This is a genomic window from Variovorax sp. LjRoot84 (assembly GCF_964254305.1).
In the GTDB taxonomy this organism is placed as follows: domain Bacteria; phylum Pseudomonadota; class Gammaproteobacteria; order Burkholderiales; family Burkholderiaceae_C; genus Variovorax.
Window position 1 is genome coordinate 336690 of the sequence record NZ_CAXUTE020000002.1, and the last position, 20456, is coordinate 357145.

At 63.5% G+C, this 20456-nt stretch carries 20 protein-coding genes; 10 read left to right on the forward strand and 10 right to left on the reverse strand.

Translation table 11 applies throughout. The features are described 5' to 3' along the window. Nucleotides 1–542: 542 nt before the first annotated feature. Nucleotides 543–926: a hypothetical protein gene (locus ACSQ9I_RS32275; RefSeq protein ID WP_436304951.1), complete on the reverse strand. Its 384-nt coding sequence runs from the start codon at nucleotides 924–926 to the stop codon at nucleotides 543–545. A 214-nt stretch (nucleotides 927–1140) separates the two neighbouring features. Beyond that, nucleotides 1141–1677: a hypothetical protein gene (locus tag ACSQ9I_RS32280; protein ID WP_436316114.1), complete on the reverse strand. Its 537-nt coding sequence runs from the start codon at nucleotides 1675–1677 to the stop codon at nucleotides 1141–1143. 448 nt (nucleotides 1678–2125) lie between these two features. Here ACSQ9I_RS32280 and ACSQ9I_RS32285 point away from each other — a divergent pair, with 448 nt between their 5' ends. Next, nucleotides 2126–2671, forward strand: coding sequence for a hypothetical protein (locus tag ACSQ9I_RS32285; protein ID WP_436316115.1), 546 nt, complete (start codon nucleotides 2126–2128; stop codon nucleotides 2669–2671). 575 nt (nucleotides 2672–3246) lie between these two features. Next, nucleotides 3247–3537 carry a hypothetical protein gene (locus ACSQ9I_RS32290; RefSeq protein ID WP_436317124.1) on the forward strand — a complete coding sequence of 97 codons (291 nt, stop codon included), beginning with the start codon at nucleotides 3247–3249 and terminating at the stop codon, nucleotides 3535–3537. On the opposite strand, the gene ACSQ9I_RS32295 is transcribed toward ACSQ9I_RS32290, so the two are convergent. The 7 genes from ACSQ9I_RS32295 to ACSQ9I_RS32325 all read right to left on the reverse strand — a co-directional run bounded on the left by ACSQ9I_RS32295 (nucleotide 3446) and on the right by ACSQ9I_RS32325 (nucleotide 10130). Beyond that, nucleotides 3446–4324 (reverse strand): amidohydrolase family protein, encoded by an 879-nt coding sequence (locus ACSQ9I_RS32295; protein WP_436316116.1) that lies wholly within the window; start codon nucleotides 4322–4324, stop codon nucleotides 3446–3448. The two genes, ACSQ9I_RS32290 and ACSQ9I_RS32295, sit on opposite strands and share 92 nt — an antisense overlap. A 60-nt stretch (nucleotides 4325–4384) precedes the next feature. Next, the gene (locus ACSQ9I_RS32300) at nucleotides 4385–4564 is read right to left on the reverse strand and encodes a hypothetical protein (RefSeq protein ID WP_436317092.1); all 180 of its coding nucleotides are present in this window, start codon (nucleotides 4562–4564) and stop codon (nucleotides 4385–4387) included. Nucleotides 4565–4986: 422 nt separating this feature from the next. After that, nucleotides 4987–6486 (reverse strand): tripartite tricarboxylate transporter permease, encoded by a 1500-nt coding sequence (locus ACSQ9I_RS32305; RefSeq protein ID WP_436295603.1) that lies wholly within the window; start codon nucleotides 6484–6486, stop codon nucleotides 4987–4989. 9 nt (nucleotides 6487–6495) lie between these two features. Beyond that, on the reverse strand, nucleotides 6496–7005 hold the full coding sequence (locus ACSQ9I_RS32310) for a tripartite tricarboxylate transporter TctB family protein (RefSeq protein ID WP_436316117.1): 510 nt from the start codon (nucleotides 7003–7005) through the stop codon (nucleotides 6496–6498). Continuing rightward, nucleotides 7002–7937 (reverse strand): Bug family tripartite tricarboxylate transporter substrate binding protein, encoded by a 936-nt coding sequence (locus ACSQ9I_RS32315; protein ID WP_436316118.1) that lies wholly within the window; start codon nucleotides 7935–7937, stop codon nucleotides 7002–7004. Before ACSQ9I_RS32315 ends, ACSQ9I_RS32310 begins: the two co-directional genes overlap by 4 nt. 79 nt (nucleotides 7938–8016) lie before the next feature. Further along, complete coding sequence (locus ACSQ9I_RS32320) at nucleotides 8017–9000, reverse strand: Bug family tripartite tricarboxylate transporter substrate binding protein (protein WP_436316119.1); 984 nt, start codon at nucleotides 8998–9000, stop codon at nucleotides 8017–8019. Nucleotides 9001–9077: 77 nt separating this feature from the next. After that, nucleotides 9078–10130: a lactonase family protein gene (locus tag ACSQ9I_RS32325; protein ID WP_436316120.1), complete on the reverse strand. Its 1053-nt coding sequence runs from the start codon at nucleotides 10128–10130 to the stop codon at nucleotides 9078–9080. A 96-nt stretch (nucleotides 10131–10226) separates the two neighbouring features. Between ACSQ9I_RS32325 and acnA the strand changes: the two genes are divergently transcribed. Genes acnA through ACSQ9I_RS32340 form a run of 3 tightly spaced genes read left to right on the forward strand, consistent with a single transcriptional unit; the run spans nucleotide 10227 to nucleotide 14545 of the window. After that, nucleotides 10227–12878: an aconitate hydratase AcnA gene (acnA, locus tag ACSQ9I_RS32330; RefSeq protein WP_436317093.1), complete on the forward strand. Its 2652-nt coding sequence runs from the start codon at nucleotides 10227–10229 to the stop codon at nucleotides 12876–12878. Nucleotides 12879–12895: 17 nt separating this feature from the next. Further along, on the forward strand, nucleotides 12896–13792 hold the full coding sequence (locus tag ACSQ9I_RS32335) for a GntR family transcriptional regulator (RefSeq protein WP_436295598.1): 897 nt from the start codon (nucleotides 12896–12898) through the stop codon (nucleotides 13790–13792). A gap of 15 nt (nucleotides 13793–13807) precedes the next feature. Beyond that, nucleotides 13808–14545: an ABC transporter substrate-binding protein gene (locus ACSQ9I_RS32340; RefSeq protein WP_436316121.1), complete on the forward strand. Its 738-nt coding sequence runs from the start codon at nucleotides 13808–13810 to the stop codon at nucleotides 14543–14545. A gap of 300 nt (nucleotides 14546–14845) precedes the next feature. Here the strand turns inward: ACSQ9I_RS32340 and ACSQ9I_RS32345 are convergent, their stop codons facing one another. Then, nucleotides 14846–15451, reverse strand: coding sequence for a TetR/AcrR family transcriptional regulator (locus ACSQ9I_RS32345; protein ID WP_436317094.1), 606 nt, complete (start codon nucleotides 15449–15451; stop codon nucleotides 14846–14848). Between the two features lie 132 nt (nucleotides 15452–15583). On the opposite strand from ACSQ9I_RS32345, the gene ACSQ9I_RS32350 reads away from it, so the two are divergent. From ACSQ9I_RS32350 to ACSQ9I_RS32370, 5 genes are all read left to right on the forward strand, one after another. Next, a complete protein-coding gene (locus tag ACSQ9I_RS32350; RefSeq protein ID WP_436316122.1) occupies nucleotides 15584–16429 on the forward strand; it encodes an alpha/beta fold hydrolase in 846 nt (281 codons plus the stop codon). Nucleotides 16430–16481: 52 nt separating this feature from the next. Continuing rightward, nucleotides 16482–17576 (forward strand): alkene reductase, encoded by a 1095-nt coding sequence (locus ACSQ9I_RS32355; protein WP_436316123.1) that lies wholly within the window; start codon nucleotides 16482–16484, stop codon nucleotides 17574–17576. 60 nt (nucleotides 17577–17636) lie between these two features. Continuing rightward, on the forward strand, nucleotides 17637–18425 hold the full coding sequence (locus tag ACSQ9I_RS32360; RefSeq protein ID WP_436316124.1) for an SDR family NAD(P)-dependent oxidoreductase: 789 nt from the start codon (nucleotides 17637–17639) through the stop codon (nucleotides 18423–18425). A 35-nt stretch (nucleotides 18426–18460) separates the two neighbouring features. Beyond that, nucleotides 18461–19447, forward strand: a complete 987-nt coding sequence (gene acuI / locus ACSQ9I_RS32365) for an acrylyl-CoA reductase (NADPH) (RefSeq protein WP_436316125.1) — start codon at nucleotides 18461–18463, stop codon at nucleotides 19445–19447. Nucleotides 19448–19546: 99 nt separating this feature from the next. Beyond that, nucleotides 19547–20377 (forward strand): alpha/beta fold hydrolase, encoded by an 831-nt coding sequence (locus tag ACSQ9I_RS32370; RefSeq protein WP_436316126.1) that lies wholly within the window; start codon nucleotides 19547–19549, stop codon nucleotides 20375–20377. Nucleotides 20378–20456 lie beyond the last annotated feature (79 nt).

The window sequence follows — 20456 nt, forward strand, 5'->3', positions numbered from 1 at the left end:
CGAATCACCCGCACCCGCAGGGTGAACCACTTTCGCTCGTGAGCTCACGGATCCAGGTCATGAGTTAACCACCAACGACTGCTTCTGGCATCCACATTGTTTGGCTGGTCATGGCCGGCTTGCGCCTTACGAACTAGGCATACTGCCGACCCAAGATCGAACGTCAGGCGCCGCGAATGCGGCTGTTCGGCGCACACAGCTAAGCTGCGGGTCTGCTGCAGGCGGACACTCCGGATCACCCCAGACAGCGCGGAACGTTCCAGGCTGCGCGTACGCGAGATCTTCGAGGAAGTCGACGAACGCGAGGGGCGACGGTACTTGGTCGGCGATCGGTTCAGGGCTGCGGATCTCACGTTTGCCGCGCTCGCGTTACCGATGCTGCTTCCTGCAGGATGCGGTGCCGCTTACCGTGTGCTCGACGAAGTGCCGCCTGCCATGCGCGAGGAGGTTCGGGGCCTGCGCGACACCGAAGCAGGGCGATTCGTACTCCGCCTGTACTCGGAAGAGCGCGTCCGCGCTCCGCGCGGTGCCTGAGAGCTTTCTCAGGTCTTCGCCGACTTCTTCGGCGCTCTACTCGCGGCCTGCAGGGCCGCCGCCTGCGCGGCGTGCTTCTCGGCACGCGAGGGCCTGTGGGCCTTGCCAGCCTTGGCCTCCTTGGGCTCCTTTTTTTCCTTGGGCTTCTCCTTGGCCTGCGGGTGGTGCGTCCTCACCAGCTTGTCGACGGCCTTCGCCCTCGGCTGTTGCGCTTGCGCTTGGCGCTTCGCACGCTCCTCCTTGAGCAGGCGGCGCTCCTCGGCCAGCGCCTGTTCGGCTTCGGACGGCTCATGGTCTGCCCCCAGCGAGTGGACGCGGTCCATCTTCGCCTGGTGAAGCATCGCGCCGTTCTTCGCGATGCGGTGGGTCAGCGATGCGATGCGAATGGGCATGTTGCGATCCTCATGGTGGTTGGAGGACCAATGTAGGCCAGCCCGCCGCGTCCTGCCAATCGATTTGTGTGGCTTCGCCCTTGCGGCAGTGAATTTCTGCTGCCGGAGAATGGCCTGTCGCCAATACCTGCTTCTGGCCGATCTGAGACGTAGGCCGTTTCGGGCGAAGGACCGACCGTGGCGACACGGCGAACGATCCAATCTTTACAGCCCACTAGTTCAACGTGACCACGACGTGGGTTTGCGGTCCGCCGCGCATGACGTAATTGACCGGATGCAGCGCCTCGCCGGGATCGCATGCGACTGCTGAATTCAGCATGGGCGCGAGCGCTCCAGGCAGCTTTTTCTTGAACGGCCCGACAGGCATGCACGCGGTGACGTTAACGACTCCGGAGTTCTTCTCGTTTCTGTCCTCGTAGAACCTGTCGTTGACTGGGAAGGTTTCTGGCCTGTACTGGCCGGCCGCCGTATCCTTGACGAAGATCGACAGATAGGATTCCCATTGATTTCCCACGTCGACGTCCATGCAGACTCCCGGCCTCATGGTGTACCAGCCTTGGAGCGTCACGTAGCACCGCGATCCCTGAAGCTCGCATCTCGAACCCGAATCGTCCGAATTCTCATGGATTACAGCAAAGACGATGTCCGTCTGTCGTCCGTTGCATAGCTTGTTCGTCCCCGTTGCGCCGGCGTGGAACGCCACAGCAGAAAGCAGCAGAACGCCGAACGCGAGATGCACGATCGATTTCATCTTTTCCCCCTACAGAATCTGCGCGGATGACCTTCGAGAAGTCGAAATTCGCTAGCCCCCGGCGAGGCTGTCCCATCTTGACCTTCAACCCTATGAGGCCACCAGCCGACAGGCTATCAAACAAGCCGGGCCTTGAAAATGCGATCCGCGCCACTGGCCGGCTTCGCCTTCGCCCTGTTCTTCGGCGCGATTCTTCGCTTATGCGGGTAGCGCGGTCAAGCCTCGGGCGACGCATGGCGCTCGAATCTTGGCAACCTGGCTTCGGAAATTTTTACGCAAGGTCATTGGCGAAGGTCTGGTGTTGGCCGCATTCTGCCCTTCCCGCTGAACCGAGGGGGAGTAGGCGGCCTCCCGAGAGGACCCATGCGTTGCAACGCCCAGTAGCGCCAGCCGATACTGCACAACTCGGACGATGGCAGGCTAGCCCGCCCTCAGTACATTGCGCGGCATGACATCGCATACCCCACGAGCTACCGAGGAAAAGGCCTTCCAACGCGCCGACGGCATTGACGAGGACGTTCATCACCGCAGCTCGCGACGACCGCCTGCCTGGTTCAAGCTCTTGGTGCTCGGGTTCCACGTGCTCGCAGCCCCTGTTCTGCGCGGCCGCAGTTACCGCCGTCGCGGTGCTGCCAGCACGGTAGAGGCGCTGGACGAGCTCGATGAAGTGGACTGGGGCTGCGCGTCGGCTAGCAAAAGCGAGCGGCAGACGCACGGTGATTGGGTCTTTCCGAGCTTCTTCCTGTGCATGGCGGTAACCGCTCTGCCGTTGATAGGCACTCGCTGGACCACGCCGGAGGGTATGGCGACATGGTCTTCCTTCGCGGACGCCCTGGTGTTTTCACTTCCAGTCATTGTCCCGCTGCCATTCCTCTTCCTGGGCTGCCTGGGAACGCTGGCCCTACAGCCCGCGTCGCGAACGCCGGCAGCGCTCGGCTTCCTTGGCACGGCCATGCTCCTCGGGCTTGCGGGGATACACGCCTTGCTGGCGTAGATGTCGGTGCCTTCAGCCGCGATAACGAGTCACCCGGCCTCAGGCGAACTTCCTCCAGCACCTCGTGAATGTCTAGGCTGCAAAAGATTCAAGCGCGGAACGACATTGGACCTTCGTCACGCTGCCGCTGCACCCGCGCGTCGGCAGATCTGGCTAAGCGTGCAAGGCACGCGAGGGCGCCCGACGAGCGGCGTTTGCTGCGTCGTACTCATGTCTGCGTCGCCGCTGATGCCTGGTCTTCAGCATTGGTCGCTGTCGACATCAGAGTGCAATTTGGGTCGCCAGGTCATCAACTTGGCGGAGTCATCGAGAGAAGGCCGTTCGTCGCCAAGTGGGCAGCGGCCTGACGCTTAGCCGCATACCGTCCGCCCATTTGGCCTTCACGACCATGGGGTTGCGGATTCTTGCGTTGCCGCTGTCGCCTGCGTTCTAGCGTGCAGATGATCACTTGTAGGGGATAACCCCGAAATGTCATTGCTAGGACATTGGCGACCTGGCATCCGACGAACACTCCACCACTTGCTTTCATGCAAGCGCAAGGTCAAGGGGCCTCACCAACAATAGGAGACCGGGACGTGAAATCGGAGCTTAGGAACGCCTCGCCATCGGTGGTCGCCAACGTGGAGCGGTCGGCGCCGGCGCGGGAGTCGAGCGACCCCGCAACCCTTCCGGCGCTCCTCGCGTCGCAGGTACGGGCAAGCGGTGCGCGGATTGCGATGCGTGAGAAGAAATTCGGAATCTGGCAGACATACTCTTGGCTGGAAGTGTCGAAGCTCACGCGCGATCTGGCCTGCGGCCTATCACAGGCCGGCGTCTCGCGCGGAGATCACGTCGCTTTGATCGGTGGCAACCGGCCCCGCCTTTAGGTTTCATTGGCTGCGCTCCAGGCCTTGGGGGCGATACCCGTACCTCTCTACCAGGACGCGCCCGCCACCGAGTACGCCTATCCCCTGACCAGCGCAAAGGTAGCGTTCGCGATCGTCGAGGATCAGGAGCAAGTCGACAAATTGGTAGAGGTGCGGGAACATTGCCCGGACTTGCGCCGCGTGTGGTTTGACGATGGACGTGGCTTGCGCGCGTACGCCACACGCTTTCGCTAGACAGCAAATCCAGCAGATCGGCGAACCCCGCTTGCTTGGGACCTGCCGCCGCCATCGCCAGCCCGAAGTGATCGATCAGGACCCGTTGCGGCATCGCTCGCAGCGTGGGTGCGCATGCCAGCAGCACCGGCAACGAGGCATAGAGCTGGATAAGCATCGGCACGTCGCCCAAGGTCTTTGCGGTCTCTTGAAGCACCTGCACTGCTGCCCCAGGGCCGGAGCCCTTGGTCACATGAAGATTGATGCGCACCCCGCGGATACCTGCGCCGTGCAGAGCCTCAACTTCTCGCCTTCCGAAGCTCGCATCGATCACCGCGATTCCGCGCGCACTGGGACCCAGGCGGACCAGTGCGTCCATCAGGCAGCGGTTGTCCGCGCTGTAAACGCTGGGCTGCACCAGCACGACGCGCTCGATGCCCAGCGTTGCGTGCATCTGCTGCAACGCCTCGACAGTGGCGGGTGGCGGGGTGTAGCGCCGATCCGGTGCGTAAGGAAAGCGCTCTGGATCGAAGACATGCACGTGGCAGTCAGTGGCCAGGGGAGGGAGTGTCATTGTCCTGAGGTTCAACCTGCGAGGCCTCGCGGGGCGAGCTGCATGACCACGCGGGAGCTTCTATTGAGCTTGAATATTCGCGCTCTTGACGACCTGCTTCCACTTGACCAGTTCTTTGCCCACGAATTTCTGAAACTCGTCCTGTGAGCCTGCGACAGGAGTCGCCCCCAGTTCGGCGTACTTCTGCACCAGTTCGGGGGCGGTCAGCGCCTTGCCGATCTGCCCATGTAGCGTGGCGATGAGCGCAGGCGGTGTGCCGCCTGGTGCTGGCGAAGGGCTATGTCTTCACTACCTTGAGACCGGTCGTCGACACTGGGATCTCCTTGGCACTAGATGACCGGAATCGGCCACACAACGAGAGTTCGCCGAACCGCAGGGGAAGACCGGAACTGCATACCTGCCGTACGACGGTCGCTTGCGAAGGGCAGGGCAGGGCCCACTGCTGCCTTTCGGGGCGCGAGGATGTATGTCGGCTATACAGGACCGAAGCGGACATCGATAGATTCAGCTCACCTCGAGTCGATTGCCGAGACCTCGGGCAGGGCGGGGTTGCGCGTGCTGTCCATTCGAGGTCCTTGGTCAGTCGAAGAACGGGAGGCAGACGCGATTGGCCGTGGCGGGTTTCTGGCAAGGCAGCCCGAAGTGAACTTTGCTGTTTCCGTTCAGGCGTCGTCGCCCTTGAACCGCTTCAGTCCCTTGAAGATCAGCGGCGCGACCAGAGCCAGCAATGCAAGCGCCAGCAGGGTCGCCGAACCCGCGTGCTTGAAGAACACCAAGCTGTCCCCGAGGCTGATTTGCAATGCGCGCCTGAACTGGCTCTCGGCCATCGGGCCCAGGATGAGTCCAACGATCATCGGAGCCACCGGATAGTCCCAGCAGCGCATCAGGTAGCCGCAGATGCCGAAGGTCACGAGCATGACGAGTTCGACCGTGGACGGATTTGCTGCCAGCGTACCCATCACCGCGAAGACCAGGATCCCAGCATAGAGCCACGGCTGCGGCACCTTCAGCAGTCGAACCCACAGACCCACGAGCGGCAGGTTGAGCACCAGCAGCATCAGGTTGCCGATGAAGAAGCTGGCAATCAGGCCCCAGACCAGGTCGGCGTTCGTGACGAAGAGCAGCGGCCCCGGCACAAGTCCGTATTGCTGGAAGCCGGCGAGCATCATGGCCGCCGTCGCAGAGGTCGGAAGGCCGAGTGCCAGGAGCGGCACCAGCGTGCCGGTGGCCGCCGCGTTGTTCGCCGCTTCGGGGCCGGCGACGCCTTCGATCGCACCCTTGCCGAACTCCTCGGGCTTGACGGCGAGCTTTCGTTCGAGCGTGTACGACAGGAGTGTCGGCACCTCAGCGCCCCCCGCGGGCAGCGCGCCGATGGGAAATCCCAGTCCGATGCCGCGCAGCCAGGGCTTCCAGGAGCGTTTCCAGTCTTCCTTGGTCATCCACAGCGAGCCGCGTACCGCCTCGATCTTCTCTTGCACGCCAGTGAAGCGCGAAGCGATGTAAAGCGTCTCGCCCATCGCGAACAGGCCTACGGCCAGTGTCGTGATCGACACGCCGTCTAGTAGCGCGGGGACTCCGAATGCAAGGCGCGACTGTCCGGTGAGCTTGTCGATGCCGACGAGCCCCAGCACCAGGCCGAGGGCCAGGCTCGTTATGCCGCGCAGCACCGAGTCACCGAAGGTCGCCGACACGGTCACGAAGGCCAGCACCATGAGCGCGAAGTAGTCCCACGGACCGAATTGCACCGCGAAGTCGACCAGCCAGGGCGCGAGCACGGAGATTCCGATGGTCGCGACCAGGCCAGCGACGAAGGACCCGATGGCGGCGGTGGCGAGTGCGGGGCCGCCACGTCCGGCCTTCGCCATCTTGTGGCCCTCGATCGCGGTCGCGATCGATGCCGCCTCGCCCGGCGTGTTGAGCAGGATCGCGGTCGTCGAGCTGCCGTACATGCCGCCGAAATAAATGCCGGCGAACATGATGATGGAACCCGTCGGATCCAGCTTGAAGGTGATGGGCAACAGCAGTGCCACCGTCAGCGACGGGCTGATGCCCGGCAAGATGCCGACCAGCGTACCGAGCAGTACGCCGATGCCTGCGAAGAGCAGGTTTGTCGGCTGGATGGCGATCAACAGGCCCTGCCCCAGGAGCGTGAAAACTTCCATGTCGTGCCTTTAGCTGAGGAGCAGTCGCTCGAGCGGCCCAGCCGGCAACGACAAGGACAACGCCTTGGTGAAGAAGGCATACACGAGCGCTGCGAGCACGAAACCGATGGCAGGCGACTTGATCCAGATCGGCTGCCCGAATGCTCGTGCGGTCGCGGCGAAGAGCCAGGTCGAGCCGACGATGAAGCCGCCACCGAACTGAAGGATCAGGATCATGCCGATCAGGCCGCCAAGCACCCAGCCCAGCGCCGCTCGATTGGTGAGCACCTCATCGAGCTCCGACGTCTCCTTTCCGTGCAGCGAAGCACGCACGCGCAGGGCTGCAACAACGTGCGCCAGGCCGAGCACGATCAGCAGGACCGCGACCATTCGCATGGCGGCTGTCGGCCCGACGCCCACCGCCTGTGCAGGCGCCATGAGCGTCACGTCATAGCTGATCACCGCGGCGAGCCCGAACAGCACGACCCCCACCGTGGCCAGCGCGTGCCATCCCGGGCCATTGACTTCCGACTCGCTCATTTCACCAAGCCAATGGAGGTCAGCACTTCTTCCACGCGCTGCTGGTCGGACTTGAGGAATGCGCCGAAAGCATCCGCGTCGAGGTAAGCATCGTCCCAGCCGCGGGCCTTCGAAATCTTGGCCCATTCAGGCGACTTCAGCGCCTTGTTGACGGCCGCCACGAGTGCTGCCTTCTGCGGCGCGGTGATCGCCGGACCGGCGACGACGCCGCGCCAGTTGACGACTTCGACGTCGATGCCTTGCTCCTTGAGGGTTGGCACATCGACCCCATCAATACGCTTGGCCGTCGACACGCCGAGGGCCCGCAACTTGCCGGCCTTGATCTGGCTTTCGAATTCGTTGTAGCCCGAGATCCCGGCGGTGACGCGACCTCCCAGCATTTCGGCAAGCGCCTCACCACCGCCCGAGAAAGGCACATAGTTCAGCTTGGCCGCTTCGCCGCCGGCCTGTTTGGCAATGAGCCCGGCCAGGATGTGGTCCGCGCCGCCGGCCGACCCGCCGGCCCAGACGACCTTGGAGGTGTCCGCCTTCACGGCCGCGGCGAGATCCTTCAGCGATTTGTGGGGTGAATTCGCGGGAACGACGACCACCAGCGGATCGCCGGTCATCCGTGCGATAGGCGTGACAGCGTCGAGACCAACCGGCGACTTGTTGGTGAGAACCGCGCCCACCATCGTGATACCCATCACCATCAACTGGCTGCCGTCGCCCTTGGCGTTGTTGACGAACTGCGCCAGGCCGACGGTGCCGCCGGCGCCCGGGACATTGACGACCTGTACGTTCTTGGCGGCGCCGGTGGCGGTGAGCACCTGCTGCAGCGAGCGCGACGCGCTGTCCCAGCCGCCACCCGGCCCGGCCGGAGCCATGATCTTGAGATCGAGGGGCGCCTGCGCGGCGGCGGGCGCCGCTGCGAAGCCGAGCAGCATGGTCATGATGGAGGCGGCGAGCAAGGCGCGGCGATTTGACGTGAAAGTGGATTTCATGAAGGTCTCCTGTGGGCTTGTGAAAGGACTATTCCGCGACGATCTTTGCGCTATCGACGATGTGCGCGTACTTGACGGATTCGTTCTTGATGAAGTCGCGGAACTGGGTTTGCGAGAGCGGCATGGGTTCGCCGCCTTGCTCGCGCAATCGCTTGATCAAGTCTGGGTCCCGCAGGGCGGCTGTGACCGCTTCGTTGAGTCGCGCTTGCACGGCAGGCGGCGTCTTTGCGGGTGCAAAAAGACCAAACCAGTTGTCCAGGTCGTAGGCGGCCGTCGGTGCGAACTCGGCAATCGCCGGGATGTCCGGCGCAAAGCTCGCACGCTTGGCAGAAGTCACCGCCAACGCCTTCACCCTGCTGCCCTTGATGAAGGGCGTCGCGCCGGCGAGGCTCACGAAGGTGACGTCGACGGTGCCAGACGCTACGTCGACCAGCTGATTCGAAGCGCCCTTGTACGGCACGTGCTGCATCTGGATGCCGGCCAGCGATTGAAGCAGCTCGCCGTTGAGATGCTGAGGGTTGCCGACACCGCTGGTCGCGTAGGTCACCTTGCCAGGGTTCTTCTTGGCATAGGCCACGAGTTCCGCCACGGTCTTGGCCGGGAACGTCGGATTTGCCACGAGCACGTTGGGCACGCGAGTGACCGCAGTGATCGCCGCCAGGTCCTTCTCGGGCGAGTACTGCATCTTTCCCTTGTAGACCAGGGGATTGATCGCCGTCTCACCCGCCGATCCGAGCAGCAGCGTGTAGCCGTCGGGATTCGCCTTCGCGACATACCCTGCACCAAGCATGCCGCTCGCGCCCGGTTTGTTGTCGACGACGACGGATTGCTTCAGCGATACGCGCAGCTTCTCTGCCACCAGGCGCGCCATGGCGTCGACGCCGCCTCCAGCAGAGAAGGGAACGACGATCGTGATGGGGCGGCTGGGATAGTCTTGCGCGAGAGTGGACAGCGGCAGCGTGGCCATTCCCGCGATGGCGCAAAGCAGCGCACGGCGTCGAATCGAATGCATTTGATTTCCTTGGCGTTTGAGAGGTGCCACACGCTGATCGCGGTGGCGCTGAAAGCTGGTTCCTTGCATCGCATGGCTCATGCGGAGAACACCATGCAGACCGGGCTCCCGCAGCCCACTGAAGCGCCCGTCGGCTTGAGCGTTCCGGCTTCGGGGTCGATGGCCAGTGTCACGATGGAGTCGCTGTCCTCGTTAAGGGCAAACATGAAGCGACCGTCGGGAGTCGGGGCGATGAAGCGCGGCGTCTTCCCCAGTGTGGGTGCGGCCTCGATGAACTTCAGGCCAGCGCTCTTCGGGTCGATGCGGAAGACGGCGATGCTGTCGTAGCCGCGGTTCGACGCGTACAGGAAGCGTCCCTGCGCATCGATCTGCAGCTCCGAGGCGCGGCTGTTGCCCGTATAGCTCTCCGGCAGGGCGGAGACGATCTGGAACGGGGTGAGCGCACCAGTCTCCTCGGTGACGCGGTAGGCCGTGACGGTGGAATCCAGTTCGTTCACTACGTAAGCGAACGGTGAGTTGGGATGGAACGACAGATGGCGCGGCCCCGACGTTTCACGCGTGCCGACGAATGGCACTGATGCCGGCGTCAGGCGTCCATGCTCGAACCGGAAAACGAACACCCGGTCCAGGCCCTTGTCCGGGACGACCACGAAGCGTCCGGTCGGATCGAAGGGATTGAAATGTGGCTTGGCCTGCTTCTGCTCTACCCGGTGCGGCCCGATCGGGCCTTCGAGCGCGACGAGTTGCACCAGTGCGCCGAGCGACCCGTCTTCATTCACCGGCAGCACGGCCAGGCTGGCACCGATGTGGTTGGACACCACCAGGTAACGCCCCGCGGGATCCAGTGCCAAGTGCACAGGATTTTTCCCCTGCGTGCTCTCCCGGTTGATGAGAGTGAGCAGACCCGTGTTTCGGTCGACCTTGAAGGCGCTCGCTTCGCTTTGGTCACCGTGCACCGTGTAGAGGAACTCCCCAGATCGGCTCATGGCCAGGAACGATGGATTGACCAGATCCCCGACGACGTCCACCAGTGCCAGCGTGCCGCGCTCGGTATCGACCGTGAAGATGCTGATGCCGTCGCCCCTCGCGTTGCGCTCACGGGTGGTTCGGCTGCCTACATAGGCGTACATGAGGATCCTTGGGTGTTGCGAGTTGCACGACAGCTAACGGCAGCTGAGGGTTTGCACTGAATTGCATTTTAGATATCAGAAATGCAAAATGAGCTCATGGAAAACACTGATACGACGCCGGTGCGGCAGGTTGCCGTCGCCGACAACAGCTACAGCGCTGTCGACCTGAAGACGTTGTGCGGCACGAAGCTGAGCGAGTTGCCCGTGGTCCTCAGGCTCTTGCTGGAAAACGTCGCGCGCAATATGGAAGGCTCTGAGAAAGCGTCTGCTGTGGCGGCGCTGCTGGCATGGACCGAGACGCGCACCAGCGACGCGGAGATTGCGTTCCAGCCAGGTCGCGTGCTCATGCACGACACGACCAGTACCCCAGCGCTTGTGGACCTGGCGGCCATGCGAAGCACCCTGGCCGAAGCCGGTGTGGATCCCTCGGTGCTCAATTCGAGCCTGCAGGTGGATGTCTCGGTCGATCACTCACTGGCAGTCGAAGCATTCGCGCGCCACGACGCGCCCGAACTGAACATGGCGTACGAGATACGGCGCAACGCCGAGCGGTATTCGTTCCTGCGCTGGGCTTCCAAGGTGCTGCGCGGTGTTCGCATCAACCCGCCGGGGACCGGGATCATGCACACGATCAACCTGGAGCAACTGGCGACGGTCGTCACGACCGAGGAGCGCAACGGTGCGGCCTGGCTCGTGCCGGACATGATGATCGGGACCGACAGCCACACGCCCATGGTCAATGGCATCGGCGTGCTCGGTTGGGGTGTCGGCGGCCTTGAGGCGCAAACCGTCATGTTCGGGATGCCGACGATGCTGCGCATTCCCGATGTGATCGGAGTGCGTATGACGGGCAAGCTCCAGCCGGGCGTGCTGGCGACGGACCTGGCCCTCACGGTGACGCAGCGCCTGCGCGCCATCGGCGTCTCCGGCGAGTTCGTCGAGTTCTACGGCCCAGGTGTCAGCACCCTCACCGCAGGAGACCGCGGCGTCGTCGCCAACATGGCGCCGGAATACGGCGCCACGACCGGGTTCTTTCCGGTCGACCAACACACCCTGGACTACCTGAAGGCCACCGGTCGCTCATCGACGCACATTGACAAGGTGAAAGCGCTCACGCAGGCGGTCGGACTGTGGTTCGACCCGACCTGCGAGGCGAACTACACGCGGGCCATCCACATCGACCTCGACGCGGTCCGCATGCACGTGGCAGGCCCACGCCGGCCGCAGGACCTGCTCGGCTTCGGGGAGACAAGGGCAATGCTCGCGGCACTGAACTTTCTGCCGGCAGTCGCGGACGACGTGTTGCCGCGGCACCCGGTAGCGATCGCCGCCATCACAAGCTGTACCAACACCTCCGACCCGCGTCTGCTGATCGCAGCGGGCCTGGTTGCCCGCAAGGCACGGGCCCTGGGCCTGAAAGTGCCGCCATGGGTCAAGACGTCGATGGGGCCGGGTTCGCCGGCGGCGGCGTCCTACCTTGAGCGCGCCGGACTCACGCAAGACCTGGCGGCAGTGGGCTTCGACATCGTGGGCTACGGCTGCACCACGTGCATCGGCAACTCGGGCCAGCTGCCCGAAGTGATCCAGGACGCGATGGCCAGAGGCGCCATCCACCCCGTCGCCGCGTTGTCGGGCAACCGCAATTTTCCGGGCCGTGTGCATCCGGATCTGGACCTGGGCTTCCTGATGTCGCCGCCGCTGGTGATTGCATTCGGGCTGGCAGGCGATGCAGAACGCGACTTGACGGTCGATCCGGTGCAAACGACCACCGATGGACGCCCGGTGCACCTGAAAGATCTTTGGCCGACCAGCGAAGAGATCGAGGAGCTGTTTCAGCGCTCTCAGGATCCGGCGGACTACCAGCGCGCATTTGCCATCGCGACCGGCAATCCGCTCTGGCACGGGCTGCAGGCGCCAGATACCGAGTTGTATCCATGGAACCCCGCATCGACTGCCCTGCGGCGCCCGCCCTTCGCGGCCCTGAGCGAAGGCAGCCTGCTTGGCCACTACAAGGCGTTCCCACTGCTGGTGGTCGGCGACGACATCACGACGGATCACATTTCACCGGCGAGCGCCATTCCGCGCGATAGCCTGGTCGCCGACTTCCTGGTGGCGTGCGGCGACGACCGGAACGATCTGAACGTGTTTGCATCGCGCCGTGGCAACTGGGAGGTGATGGTGCGGGCCGCCTTCCACAGCAAGACGCTCACGAACCTGCTGGCCCCCGGTGCGCCGGTCGCGCACACGCTGCACGTTCCGAGCGGCGATGTCATGCCGCTGTGGGATGCCGCCCAGCGCTACAAGGCAGCCGGTGAATCCGTGGTTCTGGTGGCGGGCGAGCGGTATGGAACAGGCTCTTCCAGAGACTGGGCCGCCAAGGGCCAGCGGCTCCTGGGAATCCGGGCTGTGCTTGCGAACAGCTTCGAGAGGATCCACCGCTCGAACTTGATCGGCATGGGGGTGCTTCCTTTGCGCCTGCCGGCAGGAACGACACCGTTCACGGTGAAGCTCAAGGCAGGAGACCGGCTGGAAGTCGATGCCGACCCTGCAGCGATCGCGCCGCGCGGAGCGGTCGCCGTGCTGCTTCACCGGGCGGACGGGAACGTAGAGCGACTTGAGGCGACAGCCGCGGTCGAAACCCAGCTGGAGGTCGAGCTGTTGCGCGCGGGCGGCGTGATTCCGTCGACATTGCGCAAGATGGTGGACAAGCACGCCAAGGGGATTGCTCCAGCGTCGGCAACAAACTGATCGGACAATCCGTGTCCATGCGGCCCGAACAATCCATTCCCTCGCAGATCCTGGATCTCATCAAGGCGGATGCCTTGCCCGCGGGCAGTCATCTGCCCGCGCAACTGCTCGCCGACCGGCTGCGCGTCTCGCGTTCTCCTGTCAACGACGCCTTGTCGCTGCTCGCTGAAAAAGGAATCCTGCAGCGCCAACCCAACCGAGGCTACTTCCTGGTCCAACCCATCAGCGAAACCGTCAGCGCGCTGGCGGACCGCCTGGGGCTGGACGAGTCGGACGTCGTCACGCAGATCTACTTTCGGATCGCGGACGATCGCCTCCGGGGTGCTCTGCCGGACGAATTCTCCGAAGCGCTGATCAAGCAGCGCTACGGCCTGACGCCCGCGCAACTGAACGCTGTATTGGGCCGCATCGCGAACGAAGGCTGGGCTGAGAAGAAGCCGGGCTACGGATGGGCGTTTTCTTCGATGCTGACCACGGCTGACAGTCTGCTGCAGTCATACCGCCTTCGCCTCGCACTCGAGCCGGCCGCCTTGCTCGAGCCCAACTACCGTCTTCCATCTCACGTCATCGAGCGCTGCCGCGCTGCAGAAAAGCATCTTCTCGAAGGCGGGATCGAGACCGATACCGCGGACCAACTCCACGATCGCGGCGTGCGCTTCCACGAATCGCTGGTCGAAGGGTCCGGCAATGCATTCTTCATCGACACGATCCGGCGCGTGAACCGCGTGAGGCGCCTCTTGTCGTACCGATCGATGCAGGATCGCAGCCGCTACAAGGAACACTGCCAGCAGCACCTGCATCTGCTCGATCTTCTGGAGCGCGGGCGCAACGAAGAAGCATCGAAGGCCATGCACGAACACCTCTCCAGCACGCTGCGCAACTTCAAGAAGATCAGCAGCATTCTCAAACCCTGAGCTCACCGCACCTGAATGAACCTCGATCGAGAAGTCATCAAAGCCCTCGCGCCGACCGGTGTGCTGCGCGCCTCCATCAACCTCGGCAATCCCATCCTCGCCAACACCAGCAAGTCGACTGGCGAGCCGGAGGGCGTTTCGATAGACCTGGCACGCGCCTTTGCGCAACACCTGGGCGTGGACGTCGAACTCGTCGTCTTCGACGCGGCCGGCAGGTCGGTGCAGGCGGTTGCCAGCGAGCAGGCCGACATCGGCTTCTTCGCCATCGATCCGGTGCGCGGCGCGGAAATCGCTTTCAGCGCAGCCTACGTCCTGATCGAGGGTAGCTATCTCGTGCGAGAAGAATCCCCGCTGCTGCACAACGACGAGGTCGATCGCGACGGCTGCCTCGTAGCCGTAGGAAAGGGGAGTGCCTATGACCTCTTCCTCACGCGCGAACTGAAGCATGCGCACATCGTCAGGGCGCCGACCTCGCCCACCGTTGTTCAAACCTTCCTCGAGCAGGAACTGGATGTGGCCGCCGGCGTGAAGCAGCAGCTGGAGTCGGACTGCCGCAAGCATGCCGGACTGCGCCTGCTACCCGGTCGCTTCATGGTGATTCGGCAAGCCATGGGTGTGCCGAAAACAAGAGGAGCGGGCGCCGCACGTGCACTTCACGCTTTCGTCGAAGAGATGAAGGACAGCGGATCCGTCGCCGACGCATTGCAACGTCACAGCATTGAGGGCGCCTCAGTTGCGCCGAATGAGGCATAGAGCCCCGCTTCAACCAATCGCGTTGATCTGCTGCTCGTTGACCTATGTCTGCTTGCAGGCCCAAAGCCGAAGTCCACCAATCCGCAAAGCGGTCATCTGTCAGATGGACCTAAGAAGCGTTCCTGCAAGCTACCCCACAGATACCCCCATCTCTGTTCAGCGACCGCTTGCTTGGCGAGTCTCTGAAGATCCAGCACCACGGGTCGTAGCTCCTCCGCATCGACTTGAAGCTCATCGGTGTCAGCTCATCCATGCATGCAGCATCAAGTGCCGAGTGTTCAGCGTGAGCAAGAAGCTGGACTAGCTGATCTGGGAACTGGAAGAACCAAGAGTCGTCGAGGAAAGCCTCGATAGGACTGCGGCGCGGCAGACATCCAGAATTTCATCGGCGAGTGGCGAGTCGTCAGGACACGCCCGCGACAGCACTATTGCGCCGATTACCTGCGCAATGACGTCGATCCGCTTGGCGCGCGCGTCGCCGCCCTGATCGCCTTCCTCTGGCGCGCCGGACTGGTTTGCCAGGGTCGCCAGCAGGCTTTCAACGCCGGTCGCAAAAGCCATCTTGATCGACTCCGGCTGACGCGCAGCGTCTCCGCATAGCGCGGCCATCGTGCAACCTTCACCGCGAGCGTCACGATGCTCTCGGGACAGGTATTGCTTGACGACTTCCACCGCATCGACCCCTTCGGCTTTGGCGGCCGACTGCGCAAAACCACAGGTCGCCGCTTCCGCCAGCAGGTCGGCCTTGGACGGGAAGTGCTTGTAGAACCCACCATGCGTAAAGCCGGCGACCGCCATCAAGTCCGCAATCCCCACCCCGTCGTAGCCACGCTCGCGAAACAGCGTGGAGGCCGTCTCGACGATGTGCGCCCGGTTCGCCTGCGCCTGCGCTTTGGTGACCTTCATGTCCAGGATCTCTCTAGATATGCCATCAGTGAAGCCATGAATATACATTGATGTCGATCATCATCAAAGTCCTTGACAATAAAGATGATGATCGACATCATTGGGTCAACTTAGCTTGAAAGGCTTCTGGACATGAGCGATACCCACCTGACCGCCCCCACCCGCTTCGTCGAGGTGGATGGCGACAAATTCGCCTATCGCCGTTGGGGCAACACCTCCGGCGGACAGCCCCCTCTGCTCTTCGTCCAGCATTTCCGCGGTGGCCTGGACCACTGGGATCCCCTGTTGACCGATGGTCTGGCCGCAGGCCGCGAGGTCATCCTCTACAACGGTCGCGGCATTGCCTCCTCGACCGGCTCGCCCCGCAACCGGATCGAAGACATGGCAGACGACATCGCCCTGGTGATCCGGACGCTGGGTCTGTCTCAGGTCGATCTGCTTGGTTTCTCGATTGGCGGCTTCCAGGTGCAGGAGGTCGTGCTGCGTCATCCACAACTCGTTCGTAAGCTCCTCTTGCTCGGCACCGGGCTGCGCGGCGGCGATCCGAAGATGGAGCCCAGGGTGCTGGAGGTCGCGCCGAATCCGGTGCCCATCGCAGAAGACTTCCTCTACCTGTTCTTCGGCCGCTCGGAGGCCGCGAAGCAGGCGGGTCTGGCCTTCTGGGAGCGCCGCCACCAGCGCGTTGACCAGGACCCGCCCAGCTCAATGGCCGTCGCTCAAGCCCAGGCCGAAGCGCACGCAGCCTATCTGCAGCCGCCGACAGGTGCCAACCCCTATGCCTTCCTGAACGCCGTCACGCAGCCGACCCTGGTGCTCAACGGCGTCAACGACATCATGATTCCCACGATCAACTCCTGGCATCTGTCGCAGAACATTCCCAACGCGCAGCTGTTGATCTATCCCGACGCCGGACACGGCGCGCAGTTCCAGTATCCCGAGCGCTTCCTCCAACACGCGATCCAGTTCCTGGAAGAGTGATGCCGTCGCGCATCCCCTTTTCCTGCCTGATCAACGAACACAGCGGACAAACATGACTGACAAAACGCTTTTCGATCCCTACATCCTCGGTTCACTCAAACTTTCCAACCGTATCGTGATGGCGCCGCTGACACGCAATCGTGCGGGTCCGGGTCTGGTGCCCAGCGAGTACGCCGCCGCCTACTACAGTCAACGCGCCTCAGCGGGCCTGATCATCACCGAGGCCACCCAGATCTCGGCCGATGCCCAGGGCTACCAGGACACCCCCGGCCTCTACACGCAGCCGCAGATTGACGGCTGGCGCAAGGTGACCGACGCCGTTCACGCCAAGGGGGGGCGAATCTTCGTCCAGTTGTGGCACGTGGGCCGCATCTCACACGTCGACCTGCGCCCTGGTGGCACCGCGCCGGTGGCACCCTCCGCCATCCGTGCCGCGACCAAGACCTTCGTCAACAATGGTTTTCACGACGTCTCCGAGCCACGTGCCCTGACGTTGGATGAGATTCCAGGCATCGTCGAGGATTTCCGCCAGGCTGCGGCCCATGCGATCACTGCGGGGTTCGACGGCGTCGAGGTCCACGGTGCCAACGGCTACCTGCTGGAACAGTTCATCAAGGACGGTGCCAATACCCGGACGGATGCCTACGGCGGCTCCATCGAGAACCGCGCGCGCCTGTTGCTCGAAGTCACAGCAGCCGTGGCGAAGGAAATCGGCGCCGAACGCACCGGTGTGCGCCTCTCGCCGGTGTCGCCGGCCGGCGCCATTTCCTGCAGCGATCCGCAGTCGCAGTATGACTACATCGCCGAGCAACTCAGTGCGCTGGACATCGTCTACCTGCACGTGGTCGAAGGTGCCACCGGTGGTCCACGCGATGTCGCACCGTTCGATTTCGACTCCTTGCGCACTCGCTTCAAGAACACCTACCTGGCCAACAACGGGTATGACCTCGAACTGGCCAACGCCCGTCTGATCAAGGGCAAGGCCGACCTGTTCGTCTTCGGCCGCCCCTTCATCAGCAACCCCGATCTGGTCGAAAGACTGGAGATCGGTGCACCCCTCACCGCGCTGGATCCCGCCACGCTCTATGGCGGTGGCGCCCAGGGCTACATCGACTATCCGACCCTCGCTGATTCCAGCGTCCGATAGTCGTTTTTCCACGCTGCATATCGCGGCATGGACTCACCTTTTAGATCAAGAGCAAAAGACATGACTTCCCATTCCACTGTTCTCATCACGGGCGCCTCGACCGGCATTGGCGCCATCTATGCCGACCGCTTCGCACGCCGCGGCCACGACCTTGTGCTGGTGGCACGCGACAAGGCGCGGCTGGAAACGCTCGCGGCGCGCCTGCGTGAGGAAACCGGCGCTGCCGTCGATATCCTTGCGGCCGATCTGACCAAGCCCGGCGACCTGGCCGCAGTCGAGGCGCGCCTGCGCGAGGACGCCAGGATCGAAACCCTGATCAACAACGCCGGGGCCGCGCTGTCCGGCCAGTTCATCGACCAACCGACAGACGATGTCGCTCGCCTGATCACCCTCAACACCACCGCGCTGGTCAGGCTGGCCAGTGCCATCGCCCCGCGCCTGGTGCAGGCCGGCAAAGGCGCGATCGTCAACATCGGCTCGGTGGTCGGCCTGGCGCCCGAGTTCGGCATGTCGGTCTACGGCGCGACCAAGGCCTTCGTGCTGTTCCTGTCCCAGGGGCTGAGCCTGGAGCTCGCGCCCAAGGGGGTCTACGTGCAGGCGGTGTTGCCTGCCGGAACCCGTACCGAGATTTGGGAGCGCGCGGGCATCGATATCAGGGCGATGCCTGACCTAATGGGAGTGGATGAGCTGGTGGATGCCGCGCTGGTCGGATTCGACCGCCGTGAACTCGTGACCATCCCGCCGCTGCATGATGCCGCGCGCTGGGAAGTGCTGAACGCGGCACGTCAGACCCTGATCGCAGACATCCGGCAGGCGCATGTGGCAGAGCGCTATCGAACCGCCGCCTGAATCGGCAAAAAACTCCAGAACGGAAGGGACAGCACATGACCTTTAAGGCACTGCTCGCGAGCAAGACTGGCGACACAGTTTCAACCAGCCTGGTCGACTTCGAGAACGAGGATCTGAGGCCGGGCGACGTCACCGTCGCGGTCGAGTACTCGACTGTGAACTACAAAGACGCGATGGCGCTCAGTGGCCGGTCACCGGTCATTCGCCAGTTTCCGCTGATTCCGGGCATCGACTTTGCCGGTGTCGTCGAGTCGTCGACCTATCCCGGCCTCGTCGCTGGCGACCGTGTGCTGGCGACCGGCTGGGGGCTGAGCCAGACGCACCACGGTGGCTTCGCGCAGAAGGCGCGGGTGAGCGGTGATTGGCTGGTCAAGATCCCGGAGGTCTTTTCGACCCGGGATGCCATGGCCATCGGCACTGCCGGGTTCACCGCCATGTTGTCCGTGCTCGCACTGGAGCATGGCGGCCTGACGCCCGAGCTTGGCGACATCCTGGTGACCGGCGCCAATGGCGGCGCCGGCTCCGTGGCGATCGCACTGCTGTCGGGCCTGGGCTATCGCGTGATCGCATCGACCGGTCGCCTCGACGAAGCCGCCTACCTGCGTGCGCTGGGCGCGGCGGACGTCATCGACCGCCACACCCTGTCCGAACCGGGAGCACCCATCTCAAAGGAGCGATGGGCCGGGGCCATTGATTCGGTCGGCAGCCATACGTTGGCAAACGTCCTGGCGCAGACCCGCTATCGCGGCGTGGTCGCGGCCTTCGGCCTCGCCCAGGGCGCGGATCTGCCTGCGTCGGTCTTGCCCTTCATCTTGCGCAACGTCACCCTCGCCGGTATCGACTCGGTCAATGCGCCGCAGCCTGTGCGGCTGCAGGCGTGGTCGCGTCTGGCCAGCGACCTGGATCTGGACAAGCTTGCACGGACCACCAAGGTGATTGGCCTGGCAGAGGTTCCTGAAGTCGCCAGCCAAGTACTCGCAGGGAAGGTTCAGGGGCGCACCATCGTCGATGTGAACGCCTGACCGCCAACGCGGTGGCGCTTGACTCCCCTCGATTCGCCGCGCCACACGAAGCACCTTGAAGAGACGATGACCCCTATCGACCGGCACCCAGGATCGCACATGCCCTACATCGACGCCCCCAACCGATCGATCGATGTCGACGGGACTGCATTCACGTACCGCGACCTGGGGCCGCGCAGTGGCGTGCCGCTGGTCCTGCTGAACCACTGGGGCGCGGTCCTCGACAATTTCGACCCACGGATCGTCGATGGACTTGCCCGCAGGCATCGCGTCATTGCCACCGACTACCGGGGGATCGGCGCTTCAGGCGGAACAGCACCTGTGACCATCGATGCGATGGCACGGGATGCGATCACACTGATCCATGCGCTGGGCTTCGAGAAGGTCGATCTGCTTGGCTTCTCCCTCGGAGGATTCGTGGCGCAGGACATCGTGCTGAAAGCCCCCGACCTGGTGCGCCGACTCATCCTGACCGGTACGGGGCCGGCAGGCGGCAAAGGCATCGACGAGGTCGGAGCAGTCTCCTGGCCGCTGATGGTGAAGGGCTTGTTAACGCTGCGGGATCCAAAGACCTACCTGTTCTTCACCTCCACGGCCAATGGTCGTCAAGCCGCGAAAGCCTTCCTGGAGCGACTGAAGGAGCGCAAGGCGGATCGGGACAAGGGGCCGACGCCCAGTGCCTTCCTGCGGCAGCTGAAGGCAATCAAGACCTGGGGCCGGCAGGTGCCCCAGGATCTGGGCGGCATCCGCATCCCTGTGTTGATCGCCAATGGCGACAACGACATCATGGTGCCGACCGTGAACAGTCATGACATGGCGCGTCGCATCCCTGGCTCACAACTGGTCATCTACAAAGACGCCGGGCATGGCGGGATTTTCCAGTACCACGGCGAGTTCGTGCCCAAGGCGCTGGCCTTCCTCAATGCCTGAAACGATTCCATGGGGACGATCAGCCTCATCAACAACGGAAACGATGAAATGAGTCAGCCAACGGCAATCGTGTTCGGCG